The following is a 22,142-nucleotide window of genomic DNA, read 5'->3' as shown; positions in this document are numbered from 1 at the left end:
AACCCGAGAACACGCCGCCGCATCGCACGATTCGCCGCGCCGCCGGRCCACCGAAGCGGGCCCTTGCCGCCCTTTGCGCTACACTGGTGCGGCCCGCGTCGGGCCACTCATCGGGAGACGCAGAATGAAGCTTTCGAGGCCCTCCTTGCTATTGTCGATCGCCGTGCTGTGCCTGGCGGCCTTGCCTGGCGCCCATGCCGGGCAGGCCGAGCCGGACTCTCGGGCATCGGCGCAGGCGAGCCGCTCGCCCGAGCAAGTGGTGAAATCCACGATTGAGGGCGTGATGGCGGCAATCCGCAGCGACCCGGGCGCTCGCGCCGGCGATCCGGAGCGGACTTATCAGGTGGTCAGGCAAACTTTCTTGCCGTCCACCGACTTCATGTTGACCACCCAGTACGCGGTCGGTCCGGCCTGGGGCTCGGCGACGCCGGCCCAGCGCGAGGCGCTGTTCACCCAGTTCCAGACCCTGCTGGCGCGCACCTATGCGCTGCAGCTGACCCAGATCCGCGAGCAGGACTCGAGCTTCAGCTATGCGAAGCCGGCGCCGCTGCCGGCCGGCGCCAGCGACGCGGTGGTCAAGACCAGCGTCGTGACCGGTGGCGAAGTCATGCCGATCGCCTATCGCCTGCGCAAGACCGGCGCCGGCTGGAAGATCTACGACATCGACATGATGGGCGCCTGGATGATCCAGGTCTACCGCCGCCAGTTCGCAGCCCGGCTGTCTGCGGGCGGCGTCGATGGACTGATCAGCTACCTGGCGGCGCACAACGCGGCCCCTTGATGCTTTCCCGGCGCCAGCGGCCCGCTTCGAACCATTGCCACGACAACAGTGCGGGAATGGCGATGAGGATTTCGCGCATGCGCTTGACCAGGGCCAGCGACAGGGACACGTCGCCGCCCACGCCGGCGAGGTGGCCGAACAGGATGGTGGCCGCCTCCTGCACACCGAGTCCGGCCGGCACCATGAAGCCGGCATGGCGCGCCGCCTGGGTCAGGGACTCGATCGCGAGCGCCGTCGGCAGGTCCACCGGATGGCCGAGCAGGCGCAGCGCATACCAGGTCTCGAAGCATCCCGCGAAATAGGACAGCAGCTGCCAGCCCAGCGCGCGCAGCAGGAGGACGTGCTGTCCGAACAGCCGGGCGACGGCGGCATCCAGGGCGGCGCCGTCCAGGCCCAGGCGGGCCACGATGCGGTCGCCGGACAGACGCAGCGCCAGGGCCTCCAGTCGCCGGAAGGCCTGGCCGCCGCGCAGCAGCCACCAGGCCAGCAGCGGCAGCGGCAGCGACAGCAGCAGGCTGGCCCCGATCACCCAGACCTGGCCCATGCCGGCGGCCACATGCGCCATCAGCACCAGGCCCAGGCCACAGAACAGGTACAGCACGGCGATCGTGATCAGCACTTCGACGATCACGCTGGCGGTGACGCCGGCGGTGTCGGGAACACGCAGGCGCGCCAGGCGCACCCCCGCCAGCTCGCCGCCGACGCCGGCGGCGGGCAACAGGCGGTTGATGGCTTCGCGTACCGAAGCGACCCACAGCAGGTAAGCGAGGCCGGGCGGACGCGGCGGCGCAGCATCGGGTGCGGTGTCGCGCCCTGGCCCGGTCGGCAGGGAGAACCAGGGTTCGAGCAGAATTCGCCAGGCCCAGGCGTCCAGCGCCAGCGTGCCGAGGCGGACGGGTACCAGCAGCAATAGCGGCCAGCCGGCATGGGCAAAGGCGCGCAGCACGTCCCGCCAGCCCTGCCACGCGACCAGCGCGCACAGCAGCGCCAGCCCGGCGATCGCTGCGCCGATGACCAGCCGCCTCATGCGCACACGAGGTCGGCGAAGCCGCCGAAGCGGAAGCCGCGTGCGCGCAGGCGGTCGCGCGCCTGGCGGACGCGTGGCGACACCAGTGCGCCGTATTCGTCCGCGTGGCGGTAGCCCGTCATCGAAGCGGCGATCGCCGCGCCCGACTCCAGGGCCGGGTGCAGATAGAGTTCGCCGACGCCGGAAGCAGGCAGTTCCCGCAGCGCAGCCAGGAGTGCCTCTTCATCGAAACGTCCCGACAGGCGAAGGCCGACGATATAGTCGTTGTGGCGGATGCCGGCCGCCCGCAGCCGGGCTCGCAGCAGGAGCAGCCAGGGCCTCAGCCAGAACGGCAGGCCGTCTTCGAGCGGCAGGCGTACCGCGCGCAGCCCGAATTCGGGGCCGATTTTCAGGACCAGGGACAGCACGGTCGGATGCAGGTGGAAGTGCTTGTGTGCATTGAGGTGGTCGAGCACCAGTCCGGTGGCGGCGAATTCTTCGAACTGGGCGCGGATCTCGAGCGCCAGCTGGGACCGGACCCGGGGCAGGAAGAAGAAGCGGAAGCCGTCGCGCACCATGCGCGAGCCGAAGCGGCCGGAGGCGTCGACGAGGTCGGGGATCAGGCAGCGCGGCAGGCAGGGTTCGCCATCGGCGAGCACCAGGTGCAGGCCGACCCGCAGCGCGGGACAGGCGCGCGCACGCGCCAGCGCATCGCCTGCGGCAGCCGCGCCGACCATCAGGCTTGCGGCGGACAGGACGCCGCCGCGATGCGCGCGCTCGACCGCCTGGTTGACGCTGGCGTGGAGGCCGAAATCGTCGGCGGTGATGATCAGGCCGGGGCCGGGTGCGGCATTCATGCCTGATGCGCGCGCAGGAAACGGAAGAATTCCACGCCCTCGCGCAGGCGCCGCTTCGTCATCTCCCAGCTCTTCATCATTTCGCGCACGATCTCCCAGATCTTCGAGGGGCGGAAGTAAAAGCTGCGGTAGAAGCGTTCCACGCCGTGGTACATCTCTTCGCTCGACAGGTGCGGATAGCTGAGCGCGGCCAGTTGTACCCCGCTCTCGTTGACCAGGTTGATGGTCCGATTAGGCGGAATCCATTGGTTCTCGACCGCCTGCTCGTAGAGCCGGGTGCCGGGGTAGGGCGCCGCCAGCGACACCTGGATCGTGTGCGGGTTGATTTCCTTGGCAAACGCGATCGATTTTTCGATCGTCTCGCGTGTCTCGCCGGGCAGGCCGAGGATGAAGGTGCCGTGCACGGTGATGCCGAGGGCGCGGCAGTCGGCGGCGAAACGCCGCGCGATGTCGGTGCGCAGGCCCTTCTTGATGTTCAGGAGGATCTGGTCGTCGCCGGATTCGTAGCCCACCAGCAGCAGGCGCAGGCCGTTGTCCTTCATGATCTTCAGGGTGGAGTACGGTACGTTGGCCTTGGCATTGCACGACCAGGTGACGCCGAGCGCGCCGAGGCCGCGCGCGATTTCCTCGGCGCGCGGGCGGAAATCGGTGAAGGTATCGTCGTCGAACATGATCTCCTTCACTTCCGGCATGTTCTCCTTGATCCAGCGTACCTCCTCCAGCACGCTTTCCGGCGAGCGGATCCGGTAGCGATGCCCGCCGACGGTCTGCGGCCACAGGCAGAAGGTGCAGCGCGAGCGGCAGCCGCGTCCGGTGTACAGCGAGACATAGGGATAGTTCAGGTAGCCGATGAAATAATTGCGGATATTCAAGTCCCGCTTGTAGACTGGAGCGACGAAGGGCAGTTCGTCCATGTTCTCGATCATCGCGCGCGGCGGATTATGTCGGATGCTCCCATCCCTGTCGCGCCAGCTGATGCCGTCGACTTCCGCGAAGGGCAGGCCGGCGGCCAGGTCGCGGCAGGTGTAGTCGAATTCCTCGCGCGCCACGAAGTCGATCGCGGGACTCGCCGCCAGCGATGGCCCTGGATCGACGGCGACCTTGGCGCCCACCATGCCGACCAGGATGGCCGGCCTGTTCTCCTTGAGCAGTTCGGCGAAGCGCGCATCGCTGGGGAAGGAGGGCGTACTGGTGTGGATGATCACCAGCTCGTAGCCGCAGGCGATGTCCAGGGTCTGTTCGACCGTCAGTCCATCCGCCGGCGCGTCGAGCAGGCGGCTGCCAGGTACCAGGGCGGCCGGCTGGGCCAGCCAGGTAGGGTACCAGAAGGAGCGGATTTCCCGTTTGGCCTGGTAGCGCGAACCGGCGCCGCCGTCGAAGCCGTCGAACGACGGCACTTGCAGGAAGAGCGTTTTGCGCTGCGGGTTCGTGGTCATCGGGGGCTCCGTCCGGGTTCGGGTTTGTCGAGGGAGGATGGCGGTGCGCCGGCGCCGCGCTCGCGGCGGTCGCGTCGGTCGACACACAGCAGGTGATCGCGCCATTGTGCGGTGGCGCCGATGAACGCGCTCAGCCATTCCAGCAGCAGCAGGCAGTCGCGCAGCGGCGCCATGCAAAAGTTTCCGGCGCCCGGCGCCGTGCGCGCTTGCAGGCCCAGGCGTGCGCACAGGCCGACCGAAGCCAGGGCCCAGCTCCAGGCGCCGGGTGAGAGCCACAGGCCGAGTGCGAGCATCGGCAGCGTGATGGTCACGAAACAGAACGCATAGCCGGGCGGATTGAGCGAACGTATCGTCTGCATCCAGCGCCGCTCGCGCCGCCAGAGCGCGCCCAGGCTCGCTTCCGTGACGTCGGTGGACACGCGCACGTCGGAGAGGGCCGTCGCGAGTCCGCGCCGGCGCGCCAGTTCGCCGAGCCAGAAGTCGTCCGCCAGCCTGTCCTTCAAGGCGTCGAAGCCACCGATGGCACGCAGCACCTCGGTGCGCAGGGCGATGGTGGCGCCAAAGCCGAAATCGCTGCTGCCGCCGCGGCTCGCCACGGCGACCGAGGGGGCGAACCAGGTGTCGATGAAGAGCGCGCCCAGGCGGCTCCAGAAGCCGCCGGTCGCCCGGCCACGGTAGAGGCAGGTGACGATGCCGACCCGCGGGTCGGCCAGCGGCGCGGTGACGCGCTCCAGATAGTCGGGCTCGACGGCGACGTCGCTGTCCGCCAGCACCAGCCAGGGATGGCGGGCCTGCGGTGCCATGTTGATCAGGTTGCTGACCTTGAGGTTGCTGCCGTGCACCCGCGAGTCGATCACCAGTGCCATATCGAGTGCGGGATAACGCAGCCGGATGCGCTCGACCACGGCAATGGCCGGGTCGTCGGGCGCCCGCACGCCGAACACGACCTGGAAGCAGGGGTGGCTTTGCGTGCAGAGCGTGGCGAGATTCTGTTCGAGCCGGGGCTCGGCGCCGCACAGCGGCTTCAGCACGCTCACGGGAACCCGCGCCACGGGGGCGCCGGCCCGCGCGCGCGGCCATGTACGGGGACGGCACAGCAGCGCCGCCAGCGCATACAGCGTGGCGAGCACGATGAGGAGTGAACCGGCGACGGCGCTCAAGAGTAGCATCGGATGGCGCTCCCGCGCATGTCAGGCCGGCCCGGCCGTGCCGGCCGCAGGCGCCTGTGCCGCCTTGCGCCCGCGGATCTCCTCGAGCTTGATGGCGACGTGCCGCGCATGGACGTACTGGGCGGGCCGCTGGCCTTCGAGTGCGATGTCCGGCGCCATCGGGCCGCTCGTGGCCACGCCCTTCAGGGCGACCCGCGCGGCGCTCAGCGGGTGGACGAAGGTGTCGGCCACCGCGCTGGCCTCGTAGCCGCTGTGCACCATGCAGTTGGCGCATTTCTCGTAGCGGCCGGTGCCGTAGGCATCCCAGTCGGTCTCTTCCATCAGTGCCTTGAAGGTGGGCGCATAGCCTTCCCCCAGCAGGTAGCAGGGCCGCTGCCAGCCGAACACGGTACGCGCCGGGTTCCCCCAGGGGGTGCAGTGATAGGTCTGGTTCCCGGCCAGGAAGTCGAGGAAGAGGCTGGACTGGCTGAAAGGCCAGCGCCGGCCGCCTTCGCCACGTGCCAGGATGTCGCGGAACAGTTGCCGGGTCGCGTTGCGGTTCAGGAAGTGCTGCTGCTCGGGGGCGCGCTCGTAGGCATAGCCTGGCGAGACGGTGATGCCGTCCACGCCGAGTTCCCCGACCGCGTCGAAAAACGCGGCCACCCGTTCGGGCTCGGCATCGTTGAAGAGCGTGCAGTTGATGTTGACGCGGAAGCCTGCCTGCTTGGCGCGCCGGATCGCGGCCACCGCGCGCTTGTACACGCCGCGCTGGCTCACCGCGCGGTCGTGGGTCTCTTCGTCGCCGTCGAGGTGTACCGACCAGACGAAGAAGGGACTGGGCCGGTACTGGTCCAGCTTCTTTTCCATCAGCAGCGCGTTGGTGCACAGGTAGACGAACTTGCGGCGCGCAACGATGCCGGCGGCGATGGCGGGCATGTCCCTGTGCAGCAAGGGTTCGCCGCCGGCGATCGACACCACCGGGGCGCCGCACTCGTCCACCGCGCCGAGGCAATCCTCGAGCGACAGCCGCTGGTCCAGGATCTCGTCCGGATAATCGATCTTGCCGCAGCCCGAGCAGGCCAGGTTGCAGCGGAACAAGGGCTCGAGCATCAGCGCGAGCGGATAGCGCTTCTGGCCGGCGAGGTGCTTGCGCAGCACGTAGGCGCCGACCAGGGTTTTCTGGAGAAGGGGAATTGCCATGAAACCTCCGTTAGGCGTTCAGGCGGTGCAGTCCGCCAGTTCGGCAGGCAGGCGGAACTCCACGCGTTCCACCGGGCCGTCCATGGTCGCGACTTCGACCGGACCCAGGCGCCGCAGGGTGTCGATGACATCCTCGACCATCGCTTCGGGCGCCGAGGCGCCGGCCGTGATGCCCACCGTGGCGGCGCTCGCCACCCACGCGGGATCGAGCTCGCTGCCGTCGGCCAGCAGGTAGCTCGGGATCCCGCATTCGGCACCGAGTTCGCGCAGCCGGTTCGAATTCGAACTGTTGGCGGCGCCGACCACCAGCAGCACATCGACCTGCCTGGCCAGTTCGCGCACGGCGCGCTGGCGATTCTGGGTCGCGTAGCAGATGTCCCGCACTTCCGGCCCGACGATGTCGCTGAAGCGCCGCTGCAGCGCCGCGATCACGCCGCGGGTGTCGTCGACGCTCAGCGTGGTCTGGGTGATGTAGGCCAGCGGCGTGTCGGCCGGCAGCTCGAGCGCCTCTGCTTCCCGCTCGTTCTGGACCAGCAAGACCGGGCCGTCGATCTGGCCCATCGTGCCCTCGACCTCCGCATGGCCGGCGTGGCCGATCAGGATCACGGTGCGGCCGCCGGCCACGTACTGGCGGCCCTGGATGTGGACCTTGGTCACCAGCGGACAGGTGGCGTCCAGCACGTGCAGGCCGCGCGCCTGTCCGTCCGCCTCGACCTTGCGCGCCACGCCGTGGGCGCTGAAGACGGTCACGGCGCCCGGCGGCACCTGCTCGAGTTCGTCGACGAACACGGCGCCCTTGTCCCGCAGGCCGTCGACCACGGTCTTGTTATGGACGATCTCGTGGCGCACATATACCGGCGCGCCATGCCGGTCGAGCGCGCGCTGGACGATCTCGATGGCGCGGACGACGCCGGCGCAGAATCCGCGCGGTTGGGCAAGAATGACTCGCATGGGCGCTCTCCATGAAGGCGGTTAAGCGATGTTTTGATTACAATCGGCTCACGGACGCCGGCTTCGGGCGCCGCGTGGAGGTGCCGATGGCTGGACAGGAAAGGATCTTGATCACCGGCGCGGCCGGCTTCATCGGTTCCGCCGTGGCGCGCGCGGCCCTCGCGCAAGGCCACCCGGTACGCCTGCTGGTGCGTGCAAGCAGTCCGCGTGCCAACCTCGATGGGCTCGATGCGGAGCTCGCGGTCGGCGACGTCAGGGACCAGGCCGCCGTCGAGCGTGCGCTGGACGGCGTTTCCTGCCTGCTGCACGTGGCGGCCGACTATCGCCTGTGGGCGCGCGATCCCGACGAGATCGTGCGCAACAACGTCCAGGGGACGGCTGCCGTCATGCGGGCGGCGCTGGCCGCCGGCGTCGGGCGCCTGGTCTACACGAGCAGCGTCGCCACCCTGCGCGTCGGACCGGACACCGTGGCGGCCTGCGAGGACGAGCCGGCGGCGCCCGAGCAGGCGATCGGCGCCTACAAGCGCAGCAAGATCCTGGCCGAGCGCCTGGTCGAACGGATGGTGGCCGAGGAAGGCCTGCCGGCCGTGATCGTCAATCCGTCCACGCCGATCGGCGCGCGCGACCTGCGGCCGACGCCGACCGGACGGATCATCGTCGAAGCGGCGCGCGGACGCATGCCAGCCTACGTCGAGACCGGCCTGAACCTCGTCGACGTGGAAGATGTGGCGCAGGGCCACCTGCTGGCACTCGCGCGCGGACGTATCGGCCAGCGCTACATCCTGGGTGGCAGCAACCTCATGCTGCGCGAGCTGCTCGGCGAGATCGCGACCCTGACGGGACGCCGTCCGCCCCGGGTCAGGCTGCCGGTGGCGCCTCTGATTCCGCTGGCCCATGCGGCCGAGGGCATTGCCCGCCTGAACGGGCGCGAGCCCTTCCTGACCGTGGACGGCCTGCGCATGTCGCGCAACCGGATGTTCTTTACCTCCGCCAAGGCCGAGCGCGAGCTGGGATACCGGCCGCGCGCCCACGCGGAGGCGCTGCGCGCGGCGCTCGCCTGGTTCGAAGGCGCCGGCTACCTGGGGTAGGATGCCGGCCGGCAAGGGGGATATCGACGCTGGCATCGCTGGTTCTCAGTTCGGCCCTTCGGCGCGCCGGGCGGGGGCGCTAGTTTTGCCGCGGGGCAGCAGCCGTAGAGCCAGGCGGACCATGCGCGGCACCGTAAGCGGCCGCTGCAGACGCTGGTCGTAGCCGGCAAAGCGCCGTTCGTTCTCTTGCAGGCATAGCGCCAGCAACTCGCGCAGCGTCGGCGCCTCGGCCGCCACGGCTTGCGCGCCGTTCAGCGTGAAGTTGTTGTCCGGCGCGGCCGCGTCGCCGTCGCCATCGATGGCGCGTGCCAGACCGATGCGCTCCCAGGCAAGGAAGGCCCAGGCCCGGGCGACCCTGGCCTCGAAACGCAGGCGCCGCCAGAAGCCGAGATGGGCCCGGTGCCAGGCCAGCCAGTTGGCAAACAACAGGATGTGGCGGCATTCCTCCTGCATGACGGGCTCGAAGGTTTCCACCAGTTCGCAGGGGAACAGGCCCGAGCGGCGCGCCACTTCGAACAGGCCGAAGGCAAAGAAACTGTCGATGCATTCGCTGTAGCCGGTGACCAGGTAGGCCCACTCCGTGTCGCCGGGCAAGGCATAGGGGGCCACGGGCGCCAGTTGGATGCCGTAAGCTTCGACCATGCGCGACAGGACTTCCTTGTGCCGGTTTTCCTCCCAGGCATTGAGGGCGAGCGCACAGCGGATGTCCGGGTTCGAGACGGTGCCGGCGTAGGCGGCCATGCGCAGGCGCGCCTTGCCTTCGGTCTGGACCGCGATATCCCAGATCGGCAGCGCGACGATGCGCGCCAACGCAGCCGGGTCGAGCGCCGGCCAGTCGAGCACCGCGGGCCGGTAAGGATTGAAGGTGTCGCGGAACATGCGGCAGGTCTCGGTCCGGTGCAGGTCGGTTCCCGGCACCAGCGGACCCGCAGCCTGGCTGACCCAGCGCCGCATGCCTGCATCCGCGGCGTCGAGCGCCGCACGGTCGGCGCGCGACGTATCCTGTGGCGGCGGACAGAAGCCGGGCACGAGTCGCTCGATATCGAAATCATCGTACAAATACTTGCCCATGCGATTCCCCCGCAGGCCGCCTATCCGTGCGAACGATCATACACGGGTGTCTTTGGCGACGGCACACGCAAACTCCGTGTCGTCCCGAACGGACATCGTGCTTTGCCGAAGCATCGTCCTGGAGCCTGTTCCGAAATATAATAGGCGACCGAAGTTTTACTTCAGGCAGTATCTAGACTCATGGAGCCCTGTTCGACAGGGCTCTGTTTTTTGCACTTTGAGCACAAAATTTGGACTCCTTCCATGGAAATTAAAGTCAACTTTCTCGACAAGCTGCGCCTCGAGGCCAAGTTCGATGACTTCACGGTGATCGCCGACCAGCCGATCCGCTACAAGGGCGACGGCTCGGCGCCTGGCCCCTTCGACTACTTCCTGGCCTCGTCGGCCCTGTGTGCGGCTTACTTCGTGAAGTTGTACTGCAACACCCGCAACATCCCGACCGAAAACATCCGTCTTTCGCAGAACAATATCGTCGATCCGGAAAACCGCTACCAGCAGATCTTCAAGATCCAGGTCGAGCTGCCGCCGGATATCTCCGAAAAGGACCGCCAGGGCATCCTGCGTTCGATCGACCGCTGCACCGTGAAGAAAGTGGTGCAGACCGGTCCCGAATTCGTGATCGAGGAAGTCGAGAACCTGGACGCCGATGCGCAAGCCCTGCTGACCGTGCAGTCGTCGGCCGAATCGAGCACCTATATCCCGGGCAAGGATCTGCCGCTGGAGCAGACCATCGCCAATATGTCGGGCCTGCTGGCGGGACTGGGCATCAAGATCGAAATCGCGTCCTGGCGCAATATCGTGCCGAATGTCTGGTCGCTGCATATCCGCGATGCGCATTCGCCGATGTGTTTCACCAATGGCAAGGGCGCGACCAAGGAAAGCGCACTGGCCTCGGCCCTGGGCGAGTACATCGAACGCCTGAGCAACAACCACTTCTATGCCGGCGCCTACTGGGGCGAGGAAATCGCCAACGCCCCCTTCGTGCATTATCCGGACGAGCGCTGGTTCAAGCCCGGCGCCGACGATGCGCTGCCGCCCGAGATCCTGGACGAGTATTGCCTGGGCATTTACGATCCCGAGGGCGAACTGCGCGGCTCCCACCTGTACGACACCAACTCCGGCAACGTCGAGCGCGGCATTGTCTCCCTGCCGTATGTGCGGCAGTCGGATGGCGAGACCGTGTATTTTCCGTCCAACCTGATCGAAAACCTCTACGCCAGCAATGGCATGAGCGCCGGTAATACGCTGGCCGAAGCCCAGGTGCAGTGCCTGTCCGAGATTTTCGAACGGGCGGTCAAGCGCGAAATCATCGAAGGCGAAATCGCCTTGCCCGATGTGCCGCAGGAAGTATTGGCGAAATACCCCGGCATCGTGGCCGGGATCCAGGGCCTGGAAGAGCAGGGCTTTCCGGTGCTGGTCAAGGATGCCTCGCTGGGCGGACAGTATCCGGTCATGTGCGTCACCCTGATGAATCCGCGTACTGGCGGCGTGTTTGCTTCCTTCGGCGCGCATCCGAGCTTCGAGGTGGCGCTCGAGCGCAGCCTGACGGAATTGCTGCAAGGCCGTAGTTTCGAAGGTTTGAACGATCTGCCGCCGCCGACCTTTGCCAGCGAAGCCGTGACCGAGCCCTACAACTTCGTCGAGCACTTCATCGATTCGAGCGGCGTGGTGTCGTGGCGCTTCTTCAGCGCCAGATCCGAATACGATTTCGTCGAGTGGGATTTCTCGGGCGAGGGCAGCAATTCGAATGCGGACGAAGCAGCCACCCTGCTCGGCATTCTCGAAGACATGGGCAAGGAGGTCTATATGGCCGTGTATGACGAGCTGGGCGCCACCGCCTGCCGCATCCTGGTGCCCGGCTACTCGGAAATCTATCCGGTCGAGGATCTGGTCTGGGACAACACCAACAAGTCGCTGCTGTTCCGTGAAGATATCCTGAACCTGCACCGCCTCGGCGACGATGCCCTGGCCGCATTGCTGGAGCGTCTCGAGAACAACGAGCTGGACGAGTATTCCGACATCGCCACCCTGATCGGCATCGAATTCGACGAAAACACGGACTGGGGACAGCTGACCGTGCTGGAACTGAGGCTGCTGATCAATCTCGCCTTGAAGCAGTTTGAAGAAGCCCAGGAACTGGTGGGCGCCTTCCTGCAGTACAACGACAATACCGTCGAACGCCGCCTGTTCTACCAGGCCCTGAATGCGGTGCTGGAAGTGGTGCTCGACGACGAGCTGGAACTGGACGATTACGTGGTCAATTTCCGCCGCATGTACGGCAATCCGCGCATGGACGCGGTGCTGGGTTCGGTGGACGGCAGCGTCCGGTTCTTCGGCTTGAGCCCGACGAGCATGAAACTCGAAGGTCTCGACAGGCATCAACGCCTGATGGACAGCTACAAGAAACTGCACAAGGCAAGGGCCAACAGCAAATGACCATCTTCGCTACTCCCGTATTCGACGCCACCGTGATCTACGAAGGCAAGGAACTCTTCAAAGGCCGCGGCGCCGCCAGCATGTGGGCCGAAAAGCTGGCCCGGGAAATCGAAAGCCCCGTCACCGTGGAAAAGATCGGTACCGGCTGGGCCCTGTGCGGCAGCGTCGACGGTGTCGAGTGCAAATGGGGCATTCTCGGCCAGCGCCTCAAGCGCCTGGACTGAGAGGGGCGTCAGGCAAGCATGTCGACTTCATCGCTGACGATCTCGCGCATCCTTCACGCCGGCTACGTGGTCGAATGCGGGGGCACCCGCATCGCATTCGATACGATCTTCGAGAATCCGTTCAGCCGCAACTGCCACGCCTTTCCCGACGTCCGCTTCGACCAGCAGCAGATCCGGCGCCTGCGTTTCGACGCCGTATTCATCTCACACTTTCACGACGACCACTGCTCGCTGGAGAGCCTCGACCTGCTGGACCGCGCGACGCCGCTGTACATCTACTGCATCTTCGAGGAATTGTTCGACATGGTGAGCCAGCTCGGCTTCGAACGGGTGCATTCCTTGCGCCTGAACGAGCCGGTCGAGGTGGGCGCCTTCGAGGTGGTGCCGCGTGAGGCGATGGATGCCGACGTCGACTCGATGTTCCAGGTGAAGGCGGCCGGGCTGAACCTCCTCAACGTCGTCGATTCCTGGATCGACGAGGACACGCTCGCCAAACTGGTCGGGGAGGGGCCCTGGGACATGGTGTTGTGGCCGTTCCAGACCATGCGCGAACTCGAAGTGCTGGCGCCCTCACGTGCCGTTGCGGCGCCGCCAGCCCTGCCGGAAGAGTGGTTGCCCCAACTGAAGGCCCTGAATCCGCGCTATGTCGTGCCGAGCTCCTGCCAGTTTTTGCAGGAACCGTGGTCGTGGTACAACCGGGCGTTCTTTCCGATTTCGTATGCACGGTTCGGACGGGAGGTGGCGGCGACGCTCCCGAAGGCGCAGGTGGTGAGGCTCGATCCCGGGATGTCGGTGCGGCTCGATGCCACGTCGCTGCAGCCGGCGGCGCCGCTGGGCTGGGTGATTCCGGTCGGCTGCCAGGATGTCGATTACGTCTACGAGGGCAATGCGACGCCGCCGTCGACGGCCGATATCGCGCGCCATTTTGCGCCCCTGACGGAGGCCCAGTACGCGCGCGTCATGGAATACTGCCGCACCACCCTGCCCGTGAAATACGCCGAAGTCGAGGCCGCATCCGGCTATTTCGACAGCCCCCGCGTCTGGCAGCTGTCGATCTACGACCACACGGGCGCGGCGACGCGCTTGCGCTACCGGCTCGAGGCCGACGGCGGCGCCTGTCTCGACGAGGACGCCGCACCGCTGGCCTGGACCACCGACATTCCTGCAGCGAAGCTCTATGCGGCACTCGAACTCGGCGAGTCCCTGACGTCGATGTACATGCGCATCAACGATACCGTGTTCGACGCCGAAACCGAACGCGAACTGGCGGATGCCGATGTGGTCGACGACCCGCTGATCCGCTGCCTTTTCAGCGCCACCTTCGGCGCTTACCAGGCGGCCCAGTTGCGCAGGCTGCTGGAAGCTTCCTCGTCCTGACGGGCGGCGCCGGCCTCAATCCGCCTGGACGATGAACCCGGCGACCAGCGCGGCGAGTTCATCCGGCCGCTCCCGGTGCGGCACATGGCCGGTATCCTGCATCATCACGATGCGCGACGGCCCGCCGCAACGCTGCGCAATCATCGCGGGATGACGCGCCGAGCCGTATTCGTCGCGTACGCCATGGATGGCCAGCACCGGGCTGGTCACCATCGGCAGGACGTCGGCGAGCGACCAGCCTCCGAACGCGGGATCGAGCCAGGTGCCGGTCCAGGCGTCCAGCACCCATTTGGCTTTCTCTCCGTGATACCTGCTCAAGCGCTCGAACTGGTCCGCGTTTTTAAATTCTTCCTTCGCGATCCGAATGCCTTGCCGGGTTTCGTCGGCGGCATACGCCTGGGCCGCGACGGTGATCAGCGCGCTGCAGTCGTTCGCGTAGCGGGCGGCGCAATGGACCGCCATGCCGCCGCCCACGCTGTGGCCCAAGGCGACGAAGCGCTGCAGGCCGAGCCGTTCGCGGATCAGCGGGAAGAAGCGTTCGGCCTCATCGGCCACGAAATCCAGTTGCAATTTATCCTGCCTGGGGCCGGAACGGCCGAATCCCAGCCTGTCATAGGCAATCACGCTGCGGCCGGTGGCGGTGGCCAGCCTCGCGGGAAAATCCCGCCACAGTTCCACGCAACCCAGCGAATCATGGAAAAGCACGATCGGTGCCTTATCGGCGGCACCGTTCCAGATGCGGGTGAAGGTGCGGCCTTGCGGGTGGGCGATCCAGACGTCCCGGTGCGGGGGAGGGGAGATTGCGGGCTTGTTCATCGCAAAACGATAGCATAAGGGACCGGGGGCGCCATCTCGCAATAGAATATAGCCGGGTTGACTACGAGGAGACTACCATGCAGCAAAGCTTGAGCTACGTGCACGGCGCACATGAGGTCCCGCTGATCGGGGAATCGATCGGGGTTCATCTCGCATCGATCGCCGCGCGTTTCGGCGATAACGATGCGCTGATCGTGCGCCACCAGAATATCCGCTGGACCTACCGCGAATTCGACGAGCGGGTGACACGCCTGGCCGCCGGTCTCCTCGGGCTCGGGCTGGAGCCCGGCGCCCGGGTCGGTATCTGGGCCCAGAACTGCGCCGAATGGGTGCTGGTGCAGTTCGCGACCGCGCGCGCCGGCCTGATCATGGTGAACATCAATCCGGCCTATCGCCGCTCCGAGCTCGAATATGTGCTCAACAAGGTGCGGTGTAGCGCCCTGATTCTGGCTCCCGCATTCAAAGCCAGCGATTACATCGGCATGGTGCAGGAGATTGCGCCGGAAATCCAACATTGCAAACCGGGTGCGCTGCAGTCGCTGCGRCTGCCCCACCTGCGCCACGTCGTGCGCCTCGGCACCGAACGGACGCCCGGCATGGCCAATTTCGATGAGCTGCTGGCGCCGCCCGGCGCCGAGGCGCTGGCATTGTTGTCGAAGGTGCAGAGCGAGGTGCAGTTCGACGACCCGGTCAATATCCAGTTCACCTCCGGCACGACAGGAGCGCCGAAAGGCGCAACGCTGAGCCACCATAACATCCTGAACAATGGCTTCTTCATCGGCGAGGCGATGAAGCTGGGCATGCGCGACCGTCTTTGTATTCCGGTGCCCTTGTACCACTGTTTCGGCATGGTGCTTGGAAATCTCGCCTGCGTCACGCATGGCGCGGCCATGGTATTCCCCGGCGATAGCTTCGATCCGAAAGCGGTATTGGAAACGGTGCAGGCGGAACGCTGTACCGGCCTGCATGGCGTCCCGACCATGTTCATCGCCATCCTCGATCATCCGGACTTCAAGCAATACGATTTGTCGACGCTAAGGACCGGCATCATGGCGGGATCACCGTGCCCGGCCGAGGTGATGAGCCGGGTCATCAATCACATGCACATGGGCGAAATCACGATTGCCTACGGGATGACGGAGACCTCGCCCGTGTCCTTCCAGAGTTCGGTCGACGATCCGGTCGAGCTGCGGGTCACGACCATCGGCCGCGTCCATCCTCACCTCGAAGTCAAGATCGTCGACGCCAATGGCCGCATCGTTCCCCGAGGCGTGAAAGGCGAACTGCTGACCCGCGGCTATTCGGTCATGCTGGGCTACTGGGACGACGAGGAAAAGACGCGCGACACCATCGATGCGGCGCGCTGGCTGCATACGGGCGACCTGGCCGTCATCGACGAGAACGGTTTCGCGGCTATCGTGGGCCGCTCCAAGGACATGGTGATCCGTGGCGGCGAGAACATCTATCCGCGTGAGATCGAGGAATTCCTGTATCGCCATCCGAAAATCATGGATGTGCAGTGCGTCGGCGTGCCGGACCAGAAATACGGCGAGGAACTATGCGCCTGCATTATCCTGCGCCCCGGGGAGGAGGCCAGCGCCGAAGAGATCCAGGATTTCTGCCGCGGCCAGATTGCCCATTACAAGATACCCCGCTATATCCGCTTCGTGTCTGCCTTCCCGATGACGGTGACGGGCAAGATCCAGAAGTACGTCTTGCGGGACCAGATTGCTACCGAGCTCGGCCTCGCCGGCTGAGCAATCGAACCATGGAATGCAAATGTCGGACACTAAAAACACCCCCTTTCAGCTCACCCTGACCGATATCGAAGTCGGTTCCCTGCTGGTGAAAGTCCTGGCGCAGCATGCGAAATCCGGGCGGGGAGAGCCGATCGCCCACGAGGATTTGCTGACGCTCGGGCGCAATATGTATCCGAAGGATGCGATGTTCGGCCGCGAAGTGCCGGTCGGGATCGGCATGAAGCTCGCCTTTGTCGAGTCCTTCTGCAAGGCGAAGGGCTATCCGAACCTCGCTTGCCTGGCGGTCGACAGGGCGACCATGGACCCTGGATGGGAGACCGAAAGGGAGGCCGTGGCGGCGCAAGACTGGACGGGCGTCGATGCGGCGCTGGCGGCATACGCAGAGGCAGCACGGGCCGCGGTGCCGAAGCGATTTAAGCCGCGGAAGGAACGTCCGGCCGACGTCGCCTGGTATGCCTTTTACTGCTCGCATCGCGAGGCATGCGCCCGGGTCTCGGCCGAGGACAAGAAAGAGATCGTCAATCTGCTGATGGCAGGTCTGGATCCGGACACGGCGCTACGTCGCGTCCTGGCTGCGAAAGCAGGGTAGTTTATGCCCCTTGCATACCCTTGTGCGGTTTGCTATAGTGCGCCTCCTGCTTCTGCAGCGCACGTCGAGATTCAACAACGAGTGCACACTGCAGAAAAGGATGAGTTGACGAGKTAAGCGAAACACTGCATAATCTCRCTYCTCTGCTGCTGACGAACAAAACGATTCGCCGGATGCAGCAAGGCAGTACCGAATACGATCTTTAACAATCAACAGTCGATAAGTGTGGGCGTTTGATGAAGTGCCRGCATCCTTCGGGRTGCTGAATGCTTAAATTATCAAATGTTCACAAAAAGTATAACGTTGCTCAGCAATGAGTRACGGTCAGTATTTTGAGTGGGCGACTCCGCAGTAATGCGGATGACACGAAAGTGTCGCAAACAGAGATTAAACTGAAGAGTTTGATCCTGGCTCAGATTGAACGCTGGCGGCATGCTTTACACATGCAAGTCGAACGGCAGCGCGGGGYAACCTGGCGGCGAGTGGCGAACGGGTGAGTAATACATCGGAACGTACCCAGAAGTGGGGGATAACGTAGCGAAAGTTACGCTAATACCGCATACGTTCTACGGAAGAAAGTGGGGGACCTTCGGGCCTCATGCTTTTGGAGCGGCCGATGTCTGATTAGCTAGTTGGTRRGGTAAAGGCYYACCAAGGCGACGATCAGTAGCTGGTCTGAGAGGACGACCAGCCACACTGGGACTGAGACACGGCCCAGACTCCTACGGGAGGCAGCAGTGGGGAATTTTGGACAATGGGCGCAAGCCTGATCCAGCAATGCCGCGTGAGTGAAGAAGGCCTTCGGGTTGTAAAGCTCTTTTGTCAGGGAAGAAACGGCYGRRGATAATACCTTCGGCTAATGACGGTACCTGAAGAATAAGCACCGGCTAACTACGTGCCAGCAGCCGCGGTAATACGTAGGGTGCAAGCGTTAATCGGAATTACTGGGCGTAAAGCGTGCGCAGGCGGTTTTGTAAGTCTGACGTGAAATCCCCGGGCTCAACCTGGGAATTGCGTTGGAGACTGCAAGGCTGGAGTCTGGCAGAGGGGGGTAGAATTCCACGTGTAGCAGTGAAATGCGTAGAGATGTGGAGGAACACCGATGGCGAAGGCAGCCCCCTGGGTCAAGACTGACGCTCATGCACGAAAGCGTGGGGAGCAAACAGGATTAGATACCCTGGTAGTCCACGCCCTAAACGATGTCTACTAGTTGTCGGGTCTTAATTGACTTGGTAACGCAGCTAACGCGTGAAGTAGACCGCCTGGGGAGTACGGTCGCAAGATTAAAACTCAAAGGAATTGACGGGGACCCGCACAAGCGGTGGATGATGTGGATTAATTCGATGCAACGCGAAAAACCTTACCTACCCTTGACATGTCAGGAATCCTGGAGAGATCCGGGAGTGCCCGAAAGGGAGCCTGAACACAGGTGCTGCATGGCTGTCGTCAGCTCGTGTCGTGAGATGTTGGGTTAAGTCCCGCAACGAGCGCAACCCTTGTCATTAGTTGCTACGAAAGGGCACTCTAATGAGACTGCCGGTGACAAACCGGAGGAAGGTGGGGATGACGTCAAGTCCTCATGGCCCTTATGGGTAGGGCTTCACACGTCATACAATGGTACATACAGAGGGCCGCCAACCCGCGAGGGGGAGCTAATCCCAGAAAGTGTATCGTAGTCCGGATCGCAGTCTGCAACTCGACTGCGTGAAGTTGGAATCGCTAGTAATCGCGGATCAGCATGTCGCGGTGAATACGTTCCCGGGTCTTGTACACACCGCCCGTCACACCATGGGAGCGGGTTTTACCAGAAGTAGGTAGCTTAACCGCAAGGAGGGCGCTTACCACGGTAGGATTCGTGACTGGGGTGAAGTCGTAACAAGGTAGCCGTATCGGAAGGTGCGGCTGGATCACCTCCTTTCTAGAGTGGCACTAGAGCGAAAGCTCAGCATCAAGCGTCCACGCTTATCGGCTGTTATAAAGTTAAACGAGAAGAGTTTTCGGGGCTGTAGCTCAGCTGGTTAGAGCACCGTGTTGATAACGCGGGGGTCGTTGGTTCGAGTCCAACCAGCCCTACCACGTTACGTATGGGGGATTAGCTCAGCTGGGAGAGCACCTGCTTTGCAAGCAGGGGGTCGTCGGTTCGATCCCGTCATCCTCCACCACTCTTCATCACTGCATTTATGTAAGGCTGAGTGCTTTAGATAAGYGTAGTTCTCGAGCTGTCATTTGCCTATGACGTTCCCTGACACTCATGCAGGGGCCAACGTTATAGGGACAAGTGAATAAGTGCACATGGTGGATGCCTTGGCGATTACAGGCGATGAAGGACGTTGTAGCCTGCGAAAAGCTACGGGGAGCTGGCAAACGAGCTTTGATCCGTAGATGTCCGAATGGGGAAACCCGGCCTTTTAGGTCATCACTCACTGAATACATAGGTGTGTGAAGCGAACGCGGCGAACTGAAACATCTAAGTAGCTGCAGGAAAAGAAATCAACCGAGATTCCCAAAGTAGTGGCGAGCGAAATGGGATGAGCCTTGTACGTGATAGTCGACTGGATAGTGGAAGCCTCTGGAAATAGGCGCCATAGCGGGTGATAGCCCCGTACACGAAATYCRRACGGTGGTACTAAGCGTACGACAAGTAGGGCGGGACACGAGAAATCCTGTCTGAAGATGGGGGGACCATCCTCCAAGGCTAAATACTCGTAATCGACCGATAGTGAACCAGTACCGTGAGGGAAAGGCGAAAAGAACCCCGGGAGGGGAGTGAAATAGATCCTGAAACCGTGTGCATACAAACAGTCGGAGCCTCTTYGTGGGGTGACGGCGTACCTTTTGTATAATGGGTCAGCGACTTACATTCAGTGGCGAGGTTAACCAGATCGGGGAGCCGTAGAGAAATCGAGTCCGAACAGGGCGACAGTCGCTGGGTGTAGACCCGAAACCAGGTGATCTACCCATGGCCAGGATGAAGGTGCGGTAACACGCCCTGGAGGTCCGAACCCACTAATGTTGAAAAATTAGGGGATGAGCTGTGGGTAGGGGTGAAAGGCTAAACAAACCTGGAAATAGCTGGTTCTCTCCGAAAACTATTTAGGTAGTGCCTCAAGTATCACCACCGGGGGTAGAGCACTGTTATGGCTAGGGGGTCATTGCGACTTACCAACCCATTGCAAACTCCGAATACCGGTGAGTGCGAGCTTGGGAGACAGACGTCGGGTGCTAACGTCCGGCGTCAAGAGGGAAACAACCCAGACCGCCAGCTAAGGTCCCAAAGATTGGCTAAGTGGAAAACGAAGTGGGAAGGCTAAAACAGTCAGGATGTTGGCTTAGAAGCAGCCATCATTTAAAGAAAGCGTAATAGCTCACTGATCGAGTCGTCCTGCGCGGAAGATGTAACGGGGCTAAGCCAGTCACCGAAGCTGCGGATATGTCTTTGACATATGGTAGGAGAGCGTTCTGTAAGCCTGCGAAGGTGTCTTGTAAAGGATGCTGGAGGTATCAGAAGTGCGAATGCTGACATGAGTAGCGATAAAGAGGGTGAAAAGCCCTCTCGCCGAAAGCCCAAGGTTTCCTGTTCAACGTTCATCGGAGCAGGGTGAGTCGGCCCCTAAGGCGAGGCAGAGATGCGTAGCTGATGGGAAGCAGGTTAATATTCCTGCACCGTCGTATGATGCGATGGGGGGACGGATCGCGGAAGGTTGTCTGACTGTTGGAATAGTCAGTTTCTGGTTCATAGRAGGYRCTTAGGCAAATCCGGGTACAGAATCCAAGGGRYYGGGACGAGCGGSTTTATSCTGCGAAGCAATCGGAAGTGGTTCCAAGAAAAGCCTCTAAGCTTCAGTCATACGAGACCGTACCGCAAACCGACACAGGTGGGCGAGATGAGTATTCTAAGGCGCTTGAGAGAACTCGGGAGAAGGAACTCGGCAAATTGGTACCGTAACTTCGGGATAAGGTACGCCCCGGTAGCTTGATTGGTTTACTCCATGAGGGTGAAAGGGTTGCAATAAACTGGTGGCTGCGACTGTTTAATAAAAACACAGCACTCTGCAAACACGAAAGTGGACGTATAGGGTGTGACGCCTGCCCGGTGCTGGAAGATTAAATGATGGGGTGCAAGCTCTTGATTGAAGTCCCAGTAAACGGCGGCCGTAACTATAACGGTCCTAAGGTAGCGAAATTCCTTGTCGGGTAAGTTCCGACCTGCACGAATGGCGTAACGATGGCCACACTGTCTCCTCCCGAGACTCAGCGAAGTTGAAATGTTTGTGATGATGCAATCTACCCGCGGCTAGACGGAAAGACCCCATGAACCTTTACTGTAGCTTTGCATTGGACTTTGAACCAATCTGTGTAGGATAGGTGGGAGGCTTTGAAGCGGGGACGCCAGTTCTCGTGGAGCCATCCTTGAAATACCACCCTGGTTTGTTTGAGGTTCTAACCTTGGCCCGTGATCCGGGTCGGGGACAGTGCATGGTAGGCAGTTTGACTGGGGCGGTCTCCTCCTAAAGTGTAACGGAGGAGTTCGAAGGTACGCTAGGTACGGTCGGACATCGTGCTAATAGTGCAATGGCATAAGCGTGCTTAACTGCGAGACCGACAAGTCGAGCAGGTACGAAAGTAGGACATAGTGATCCGGTGGTTCTGTATGGAAGGGCCATCGCTCAACGGATAAAAGGTACTCTGGGGATAACAGGCTGATTCCTCCCAAGAGTTCATATCGACGGGGGAGTTTGGCACCTCGATGTCGGCTCATCACATCCTGGGGCTGTAGCCGGTCCCAAGGGTATGGCTGTTCGCCATTTAAAGTGGTACGTGAGCTGGGTTTAAAACGTCGTGAGACAGTTTGGTCCCTATCTGCCGTGGGCGTTGGAAATTTGAAGGGGGCTGCTCCTAGTACGAGAGGACCGGAGTGGACGAACCTCTGGTGTACCGGTTGTCACGCCAGTGGCATTGCCGGGTAGCTAAGTTCGGAAGAGATAACCGCTGAAAGCATCTAAGCGGGAAACTCGCCTTGAGATGAGATTTCCCGGAGCCTTGAGCTCCTTGAAGGGTCGTTCGAGACCAGGACGTTGATAGGTCGGGTGTGGAAGTGCAGTAATGCATTAAGCTAACCGATACTAATTGCCCGTACGGCTTGTCCCTATAACCTTGGCAGTCATGCTGGGGTGCRATGACAGCGTTTGTTGACACAACAGATCAAAAAACTACTTCTTCCGGATTCAGCGTAGCGTCCTCCAYSAGGAGACGACACGCGTACAAGTCATGCCTGATGACCATAGCAAGTCGGTACCACCCCTTCCCATCCCGAACAGGACCGTGAAACGACTTTGCGCCGATGATAGTGCTGCAACCAGTGTGAAAGTAGGTTATCGTCAGGCTAATTATTCGCAGAAGCC

General features: G+C 62.8%; 15 protein-coding genes, 2 tRNA genes and 3 rRNA genes. 12 read left to right on the top strand and 8 right to left on the bottom strand.

The features are described from left to right. Positions 1-124: 124 nt before the first annotated feature. Positions 125-781: an MlaC/ttg2D family ABC transporter substrate-binding protein gene (locus AC1DIX_RS08670; RefSeq protein ID WP_477323585.1), complete on the top strand. Its 657-nt coding sequence runs from the start codon at positions 125-127 to the stop codon at positions 779-781. On the opposite strand, the gene AC1DIX_RS08665 is transcribed toward AC1DIX_RS08670, so the two are convergent. Genes AC1DIX_RS08665 through ispH form a run of 6 tightly spaced genes read right to left on the bottom strand, consistent with a single transcriptional unit; the run spans position 747 to position 7,379 of the window. After that, complete coding sequence (locus AC1DIX_RS08665) at positions 747-1,808, bottom strand: lysylphosphatidylglycerol synthase domain-containing protein (RefSeq protein ID WP_477323583.1); 1,062 nt, start codon at positions 1,806-1,808, stop codon at positions 747-749. The two genes, AC1DIX_RS08670 and AC1DIX_RS08665, sit on opposite strands and share 35 nt — an antisense overlap. Further along, positions 1,805-2,644: a hopanoid biosynthesis-associated protein HpnK gene (gene hpnK / locus AC1DIX_RS08660; protein ID WP_477323581.1), complete on the bottom strand. Its 840-nt coding sequence runs from the start codon at positions 2,642-2,644 to the stop codon at positions 1,805-1,807. Before hpnK ends, AC1DIX_RS08665 begins: the two co-directional genes overlap by 4 nt. Further along, entirely contained in the window at positions 2,641-4,080 is a 1,440-nt protein-coding gene (hpnJ, locus tag AC1DIX_RS08655) for a hopanoid biosynthesis associated radical SAM protein HpnJ (RefSeq protein WP_477323577.1), read from the bottom strand. The genes hpnK and hpnJ overlap by 4 nt, the downstream gene beginning before the upstream one ends. After that, positions 4,077-5,249, bottom strand: coding sequence for a bacteriohopanetetrol glucosamine biosynthesis glycosyltransferase HpnI (gene hpnI / locus AC1DIX_RS08650; RefSeq protein ID WP_477323573.1), 1,173 nt, complete (start codon positions 5,247-5,249; stop codon positions 4,077-4,079). The genes hpnJ and hpnI overlap by 4 nt, the downstream gene beginning before the upstream one ends. Positions 5,250-5,270: 21 nt before the next feature. Beyond that, the gene (hpnH, locus tag AC1DIX_RS08645; RefSeq protein WP_442124359.1) at positions 5,271-6,428 is read right to left on the bottom strand and encodes an adenosyl-hopene transferase HpnH; all 1,158 of its coding nucleotides are present in this window, start codon (positions 6,426-6,428) and stop codon (positions 5,271-5,273) included. Positions 6,429-6,446: 18 nt separating this feature from the next. Then, a complete protein-coding gene (ispH, locus tag AC1DIX_RS08640) occupies positions 6,447-7,379 on the bottom strand; it encodes a 4-hydroxy-3-methylbut-2-enyl diphosphate reductase (protein WP_442124358.1) in 933 nt (310 codons plus the stop codon). 86 nt (positions 7,380-7,465) lie between these two features. On the opposite strand from ispH, the gene hpnA reads away from it, so the two are divergent. After that, a complete protein-coding gene (gene hpnA / locus AC1DIX_RS08635) occupies positions 7,466-8,467 on the top strand; it encodes a hopanoid-associated sugar epimerase (protein ID WP_477323571.1) in 1,002 nt (333 codons plus the stop codon). A 45-nt stretch (positions 8,468-8,512) separates the two neighbouring features. Here hpnA and AC1DIX_RS08630 read toward each other — a convergent pair whose 3' ends face one another. Beyond that, entirely contained in the window at positions 8,513-9,538 is a 1,026-nt protein-coding gene (locus AC1DIX_RS08630; protein WP_442124356.1) for a ferritin-like domain-containing protein, read from the bottom strand. A 243-nt stretch (positions 9,539-9,781) separates the two neighbouring features. Between AC1DIX_RS08630 and AC1DIX_RS08625 the strand changes: the two genes are divergently transcribed. The 3 genes from AC1DIX_RS08625 to AC1DIX_RS08615 are packed head-to-tail and all read left to right on the top strand — an operon-like array spanning position 9,782 to position 13,575. After that, on the top strand, positions 9,782-11,974 hold the full coding sequence (locus AC1DIX_RS08625) for an OsmC domain/YcaO domain-containing protein (protein ID WP_442124355.1): 2,193 nt from the start codon (positions 9,782-9,784) through the stop codon (positions 11,972-11,974). After that, positions 11,971-12,198, top strand: coding sequence for a hypothetical protein (locus AC1DIX_RS08620; protein WP_442124354.1), 228 nt, complete (start codon positions 11,971-11,973; stop codon positions 12,196-12,198). The genes AC1DIX_RS08625 and AC1DIX_RS08620 overlap by 4 nt, the downstream gene beginning before the upstream one ends. 18 nt (positions 12,199-12,216) lie before the next feature. Next, a complete protein-coding gene (locus tag AC1DIX_RS08615) occupies positions 12,217-13,575 on the top strand; it encodes an MBL fold metallo-hydrolase (protein ID WP_477323568.1) in 1,359 nt (452 codons plus the stop codon). 15 nt (positions 13,576-13,590) lie between these two features. Here the strand turns inward: AC1DIX_RS08615 and AC1DIX_RS08610 are convergent, their stop codons facing one another. Further along, the gene (locus tag AC1DIX_RS08610; protein ID WP_477323566.1) at positions 13,591-14,391 is read right to left on the bottom strand and encodes an alpha/beta fold hydrolase; all 801 of its coding nucleotides are present in this window, start codon (positions 14,389-14,391) and stop codon (positions 13,591-13,593) included. Between the two features lie 77 nt (positions 14,392-14,468). Here AC1DIX_RS08610 and AC1DIX_RS08605 point away from each other — a divergent pair, with 77 nt between their 5' ends. The 7 genes from AC1DIX_RS08605 to rrf all read left to right on the top strand — a co-directional run bounded on the left by AC1DIX_RS08605 (position 14,469) and on the right by rrf (position 22,124). After that, complete coding sequence (locus AC1DIX_RS08605) at positions 14,469-16,148, top strand: AMP-binding protein (RefSeq protein WP_477323564.1); 1,680 nt, start codon at positions 14,469-14,471, stop codon at positions 16,146-16,148. A 22-nt stretch (positions 16,149-16,170) separates the two neighbouring features. Beyond that, positions 16,171-16,740, top strand: a complete 570-nt coding sequence (locus AC1DIX_RS08600) for a hypothetical protein (protein WP_477323562.1) — start codon at positions 16,171-16,173, stop codon at positions 16,738-16,740. A 389-nt stretch (positions 16,741-17,129) separates the two neighbouring features. Next, a 16S ribosomal RNA gene (locus AC1DIX_RS08595) occupies positions 17,130-18,658 on the top strand. 81 nt (positions 18,659-18,739) lie between these two features. Further along, positions 18,740-18,816: transfer RNA gene (locus tag AC1DIX_RS08590), tRNA-Ile, on the top strand. 10 nt (positions 18,817-18,826) lie between these two features. Then, a tRNA-Ala gene (locus AC1DIX_RS08585) sits at positions 18,827-18,902 on the top strand. 110 nt (positions 18,903-19,012) lie between these two features. Continuing rightward, positions 19,013-21,888 (top strand): 23S ribosomal RNA (locus AC1DIX_RS08580). A 123-nt stretch (positions 21,889-22,011) separates the two neighbouring features. Beyond that, a 5S ribosomal RNA gene (gene rrf, locus AC1DIX_RS08575) occupies positions 22,012-22,124 on the top strand. The 16S, 23S and 5S rRNA genes sit together here with 2 tRNA genes alongside, the layout of an rRNA operon. Positions 22,125-22,142 lie beyond the last annotated feature (18 nt).

The organism is Massilia sp. 05N420, assembly GCF_056397205.1.
This window is presented reverse-complemented; position numbering and strand designations above follow the sequence as displayed.

Coding starts and splice junctions, on each gene's coding strand:
- AC1DIX_RS08620 (WP_442124354.1), top strand. CDS start 11,971: ATGACCATCTTCGCTACTCCCGTATTCGACGCCACCGTGATCTACGAA.
- hpnI (WP_477323573.1), bottom strand. CDS start 5,249: ATGCTACTCTTGAGCGCCGTCGCCGGTTCACTCCTCATCGTGCTCGCC.
- hpnH (WP_442124359.1), bottom strand. CDS start 6,428: ATGGCAATTCCCCTTCTCCAGAAAACCCTGGTCGGCGCCTACGTGCTG.
- hpnJ (WP_477323577.1), bottom strand. CDS start 4,080: ATGACCACGAACCCGCAGCGCAAAACGCTCTTCCTGCAAGTGCCGTCG.
- ispH (WP_442124358.1), bottom strand. CDS start 7,379: ATGCGAGTCATTCTTGCCCAACCGCGCGGATTCTGCGCCGGCGTCGTC.
- AC1DIX_RS08670 (WP_477323585.1), top strand. CDS start 125: ATGAAGCTTTCGAGGCCCTCCTTGCTATTGTCGATCGCCGTGCTGTGC.
- AC1DIX_RS08615 (WP_477323568.1), top strand. CDS start 12,217: ATGTCGACTTCATCGCTGACGATCTCGCGCATCCTTCACGCCGGCTAC.
- hpnK (WP_477323581.1), bottom strand. CDS start 2,644: ATGAATGCCGCACCCGGCCCCGGCCTGATCATCACCGCCGACGATTTC.
- AC1DIX_RS08625 (WP_442124355.1), top strand. CDS start 9,782: ATGGAAATTAAAGTCAACTTTCTCGACAAGCTGCGCCTCGAGGCCAAG.
- AC1DIX_RS08665 (WP_477323583.1), bottom strand. CDS start 1,808: ATGAGGCGGCTGGTCATCGGCGCAGCGATCGCCGGGCTGGCGCTGCTG.
- hpnA (WP_477323571.1), top strand. CDS start 7,466: ATGGCTGGACAGGAAAGGATCTTGATCACCGGCGCGGCCGGCTTCATC.
- AC1DIX_RS08630 (WP_442124356.1), bottom strand. CDS start 9,538: ATGGGCAAGTATTTGTACGATGATTTCGATATCGAGCGACTCGTGCCC.
- AC1DIX_RS08610 (WP_477323566.1), bottom strand. CDS start 14,391: ATGAACAAGCCCGCAATCTCCCCTCCCCCGCACCGGGACGTCTGGATC.
- AC1DIX_RS08600 (WP_477323562.1), top strand. CDS start 16,171: ATGTCGGACACTAAAAACACCCCCTTTCAGCTCACCCTGACCGATATC.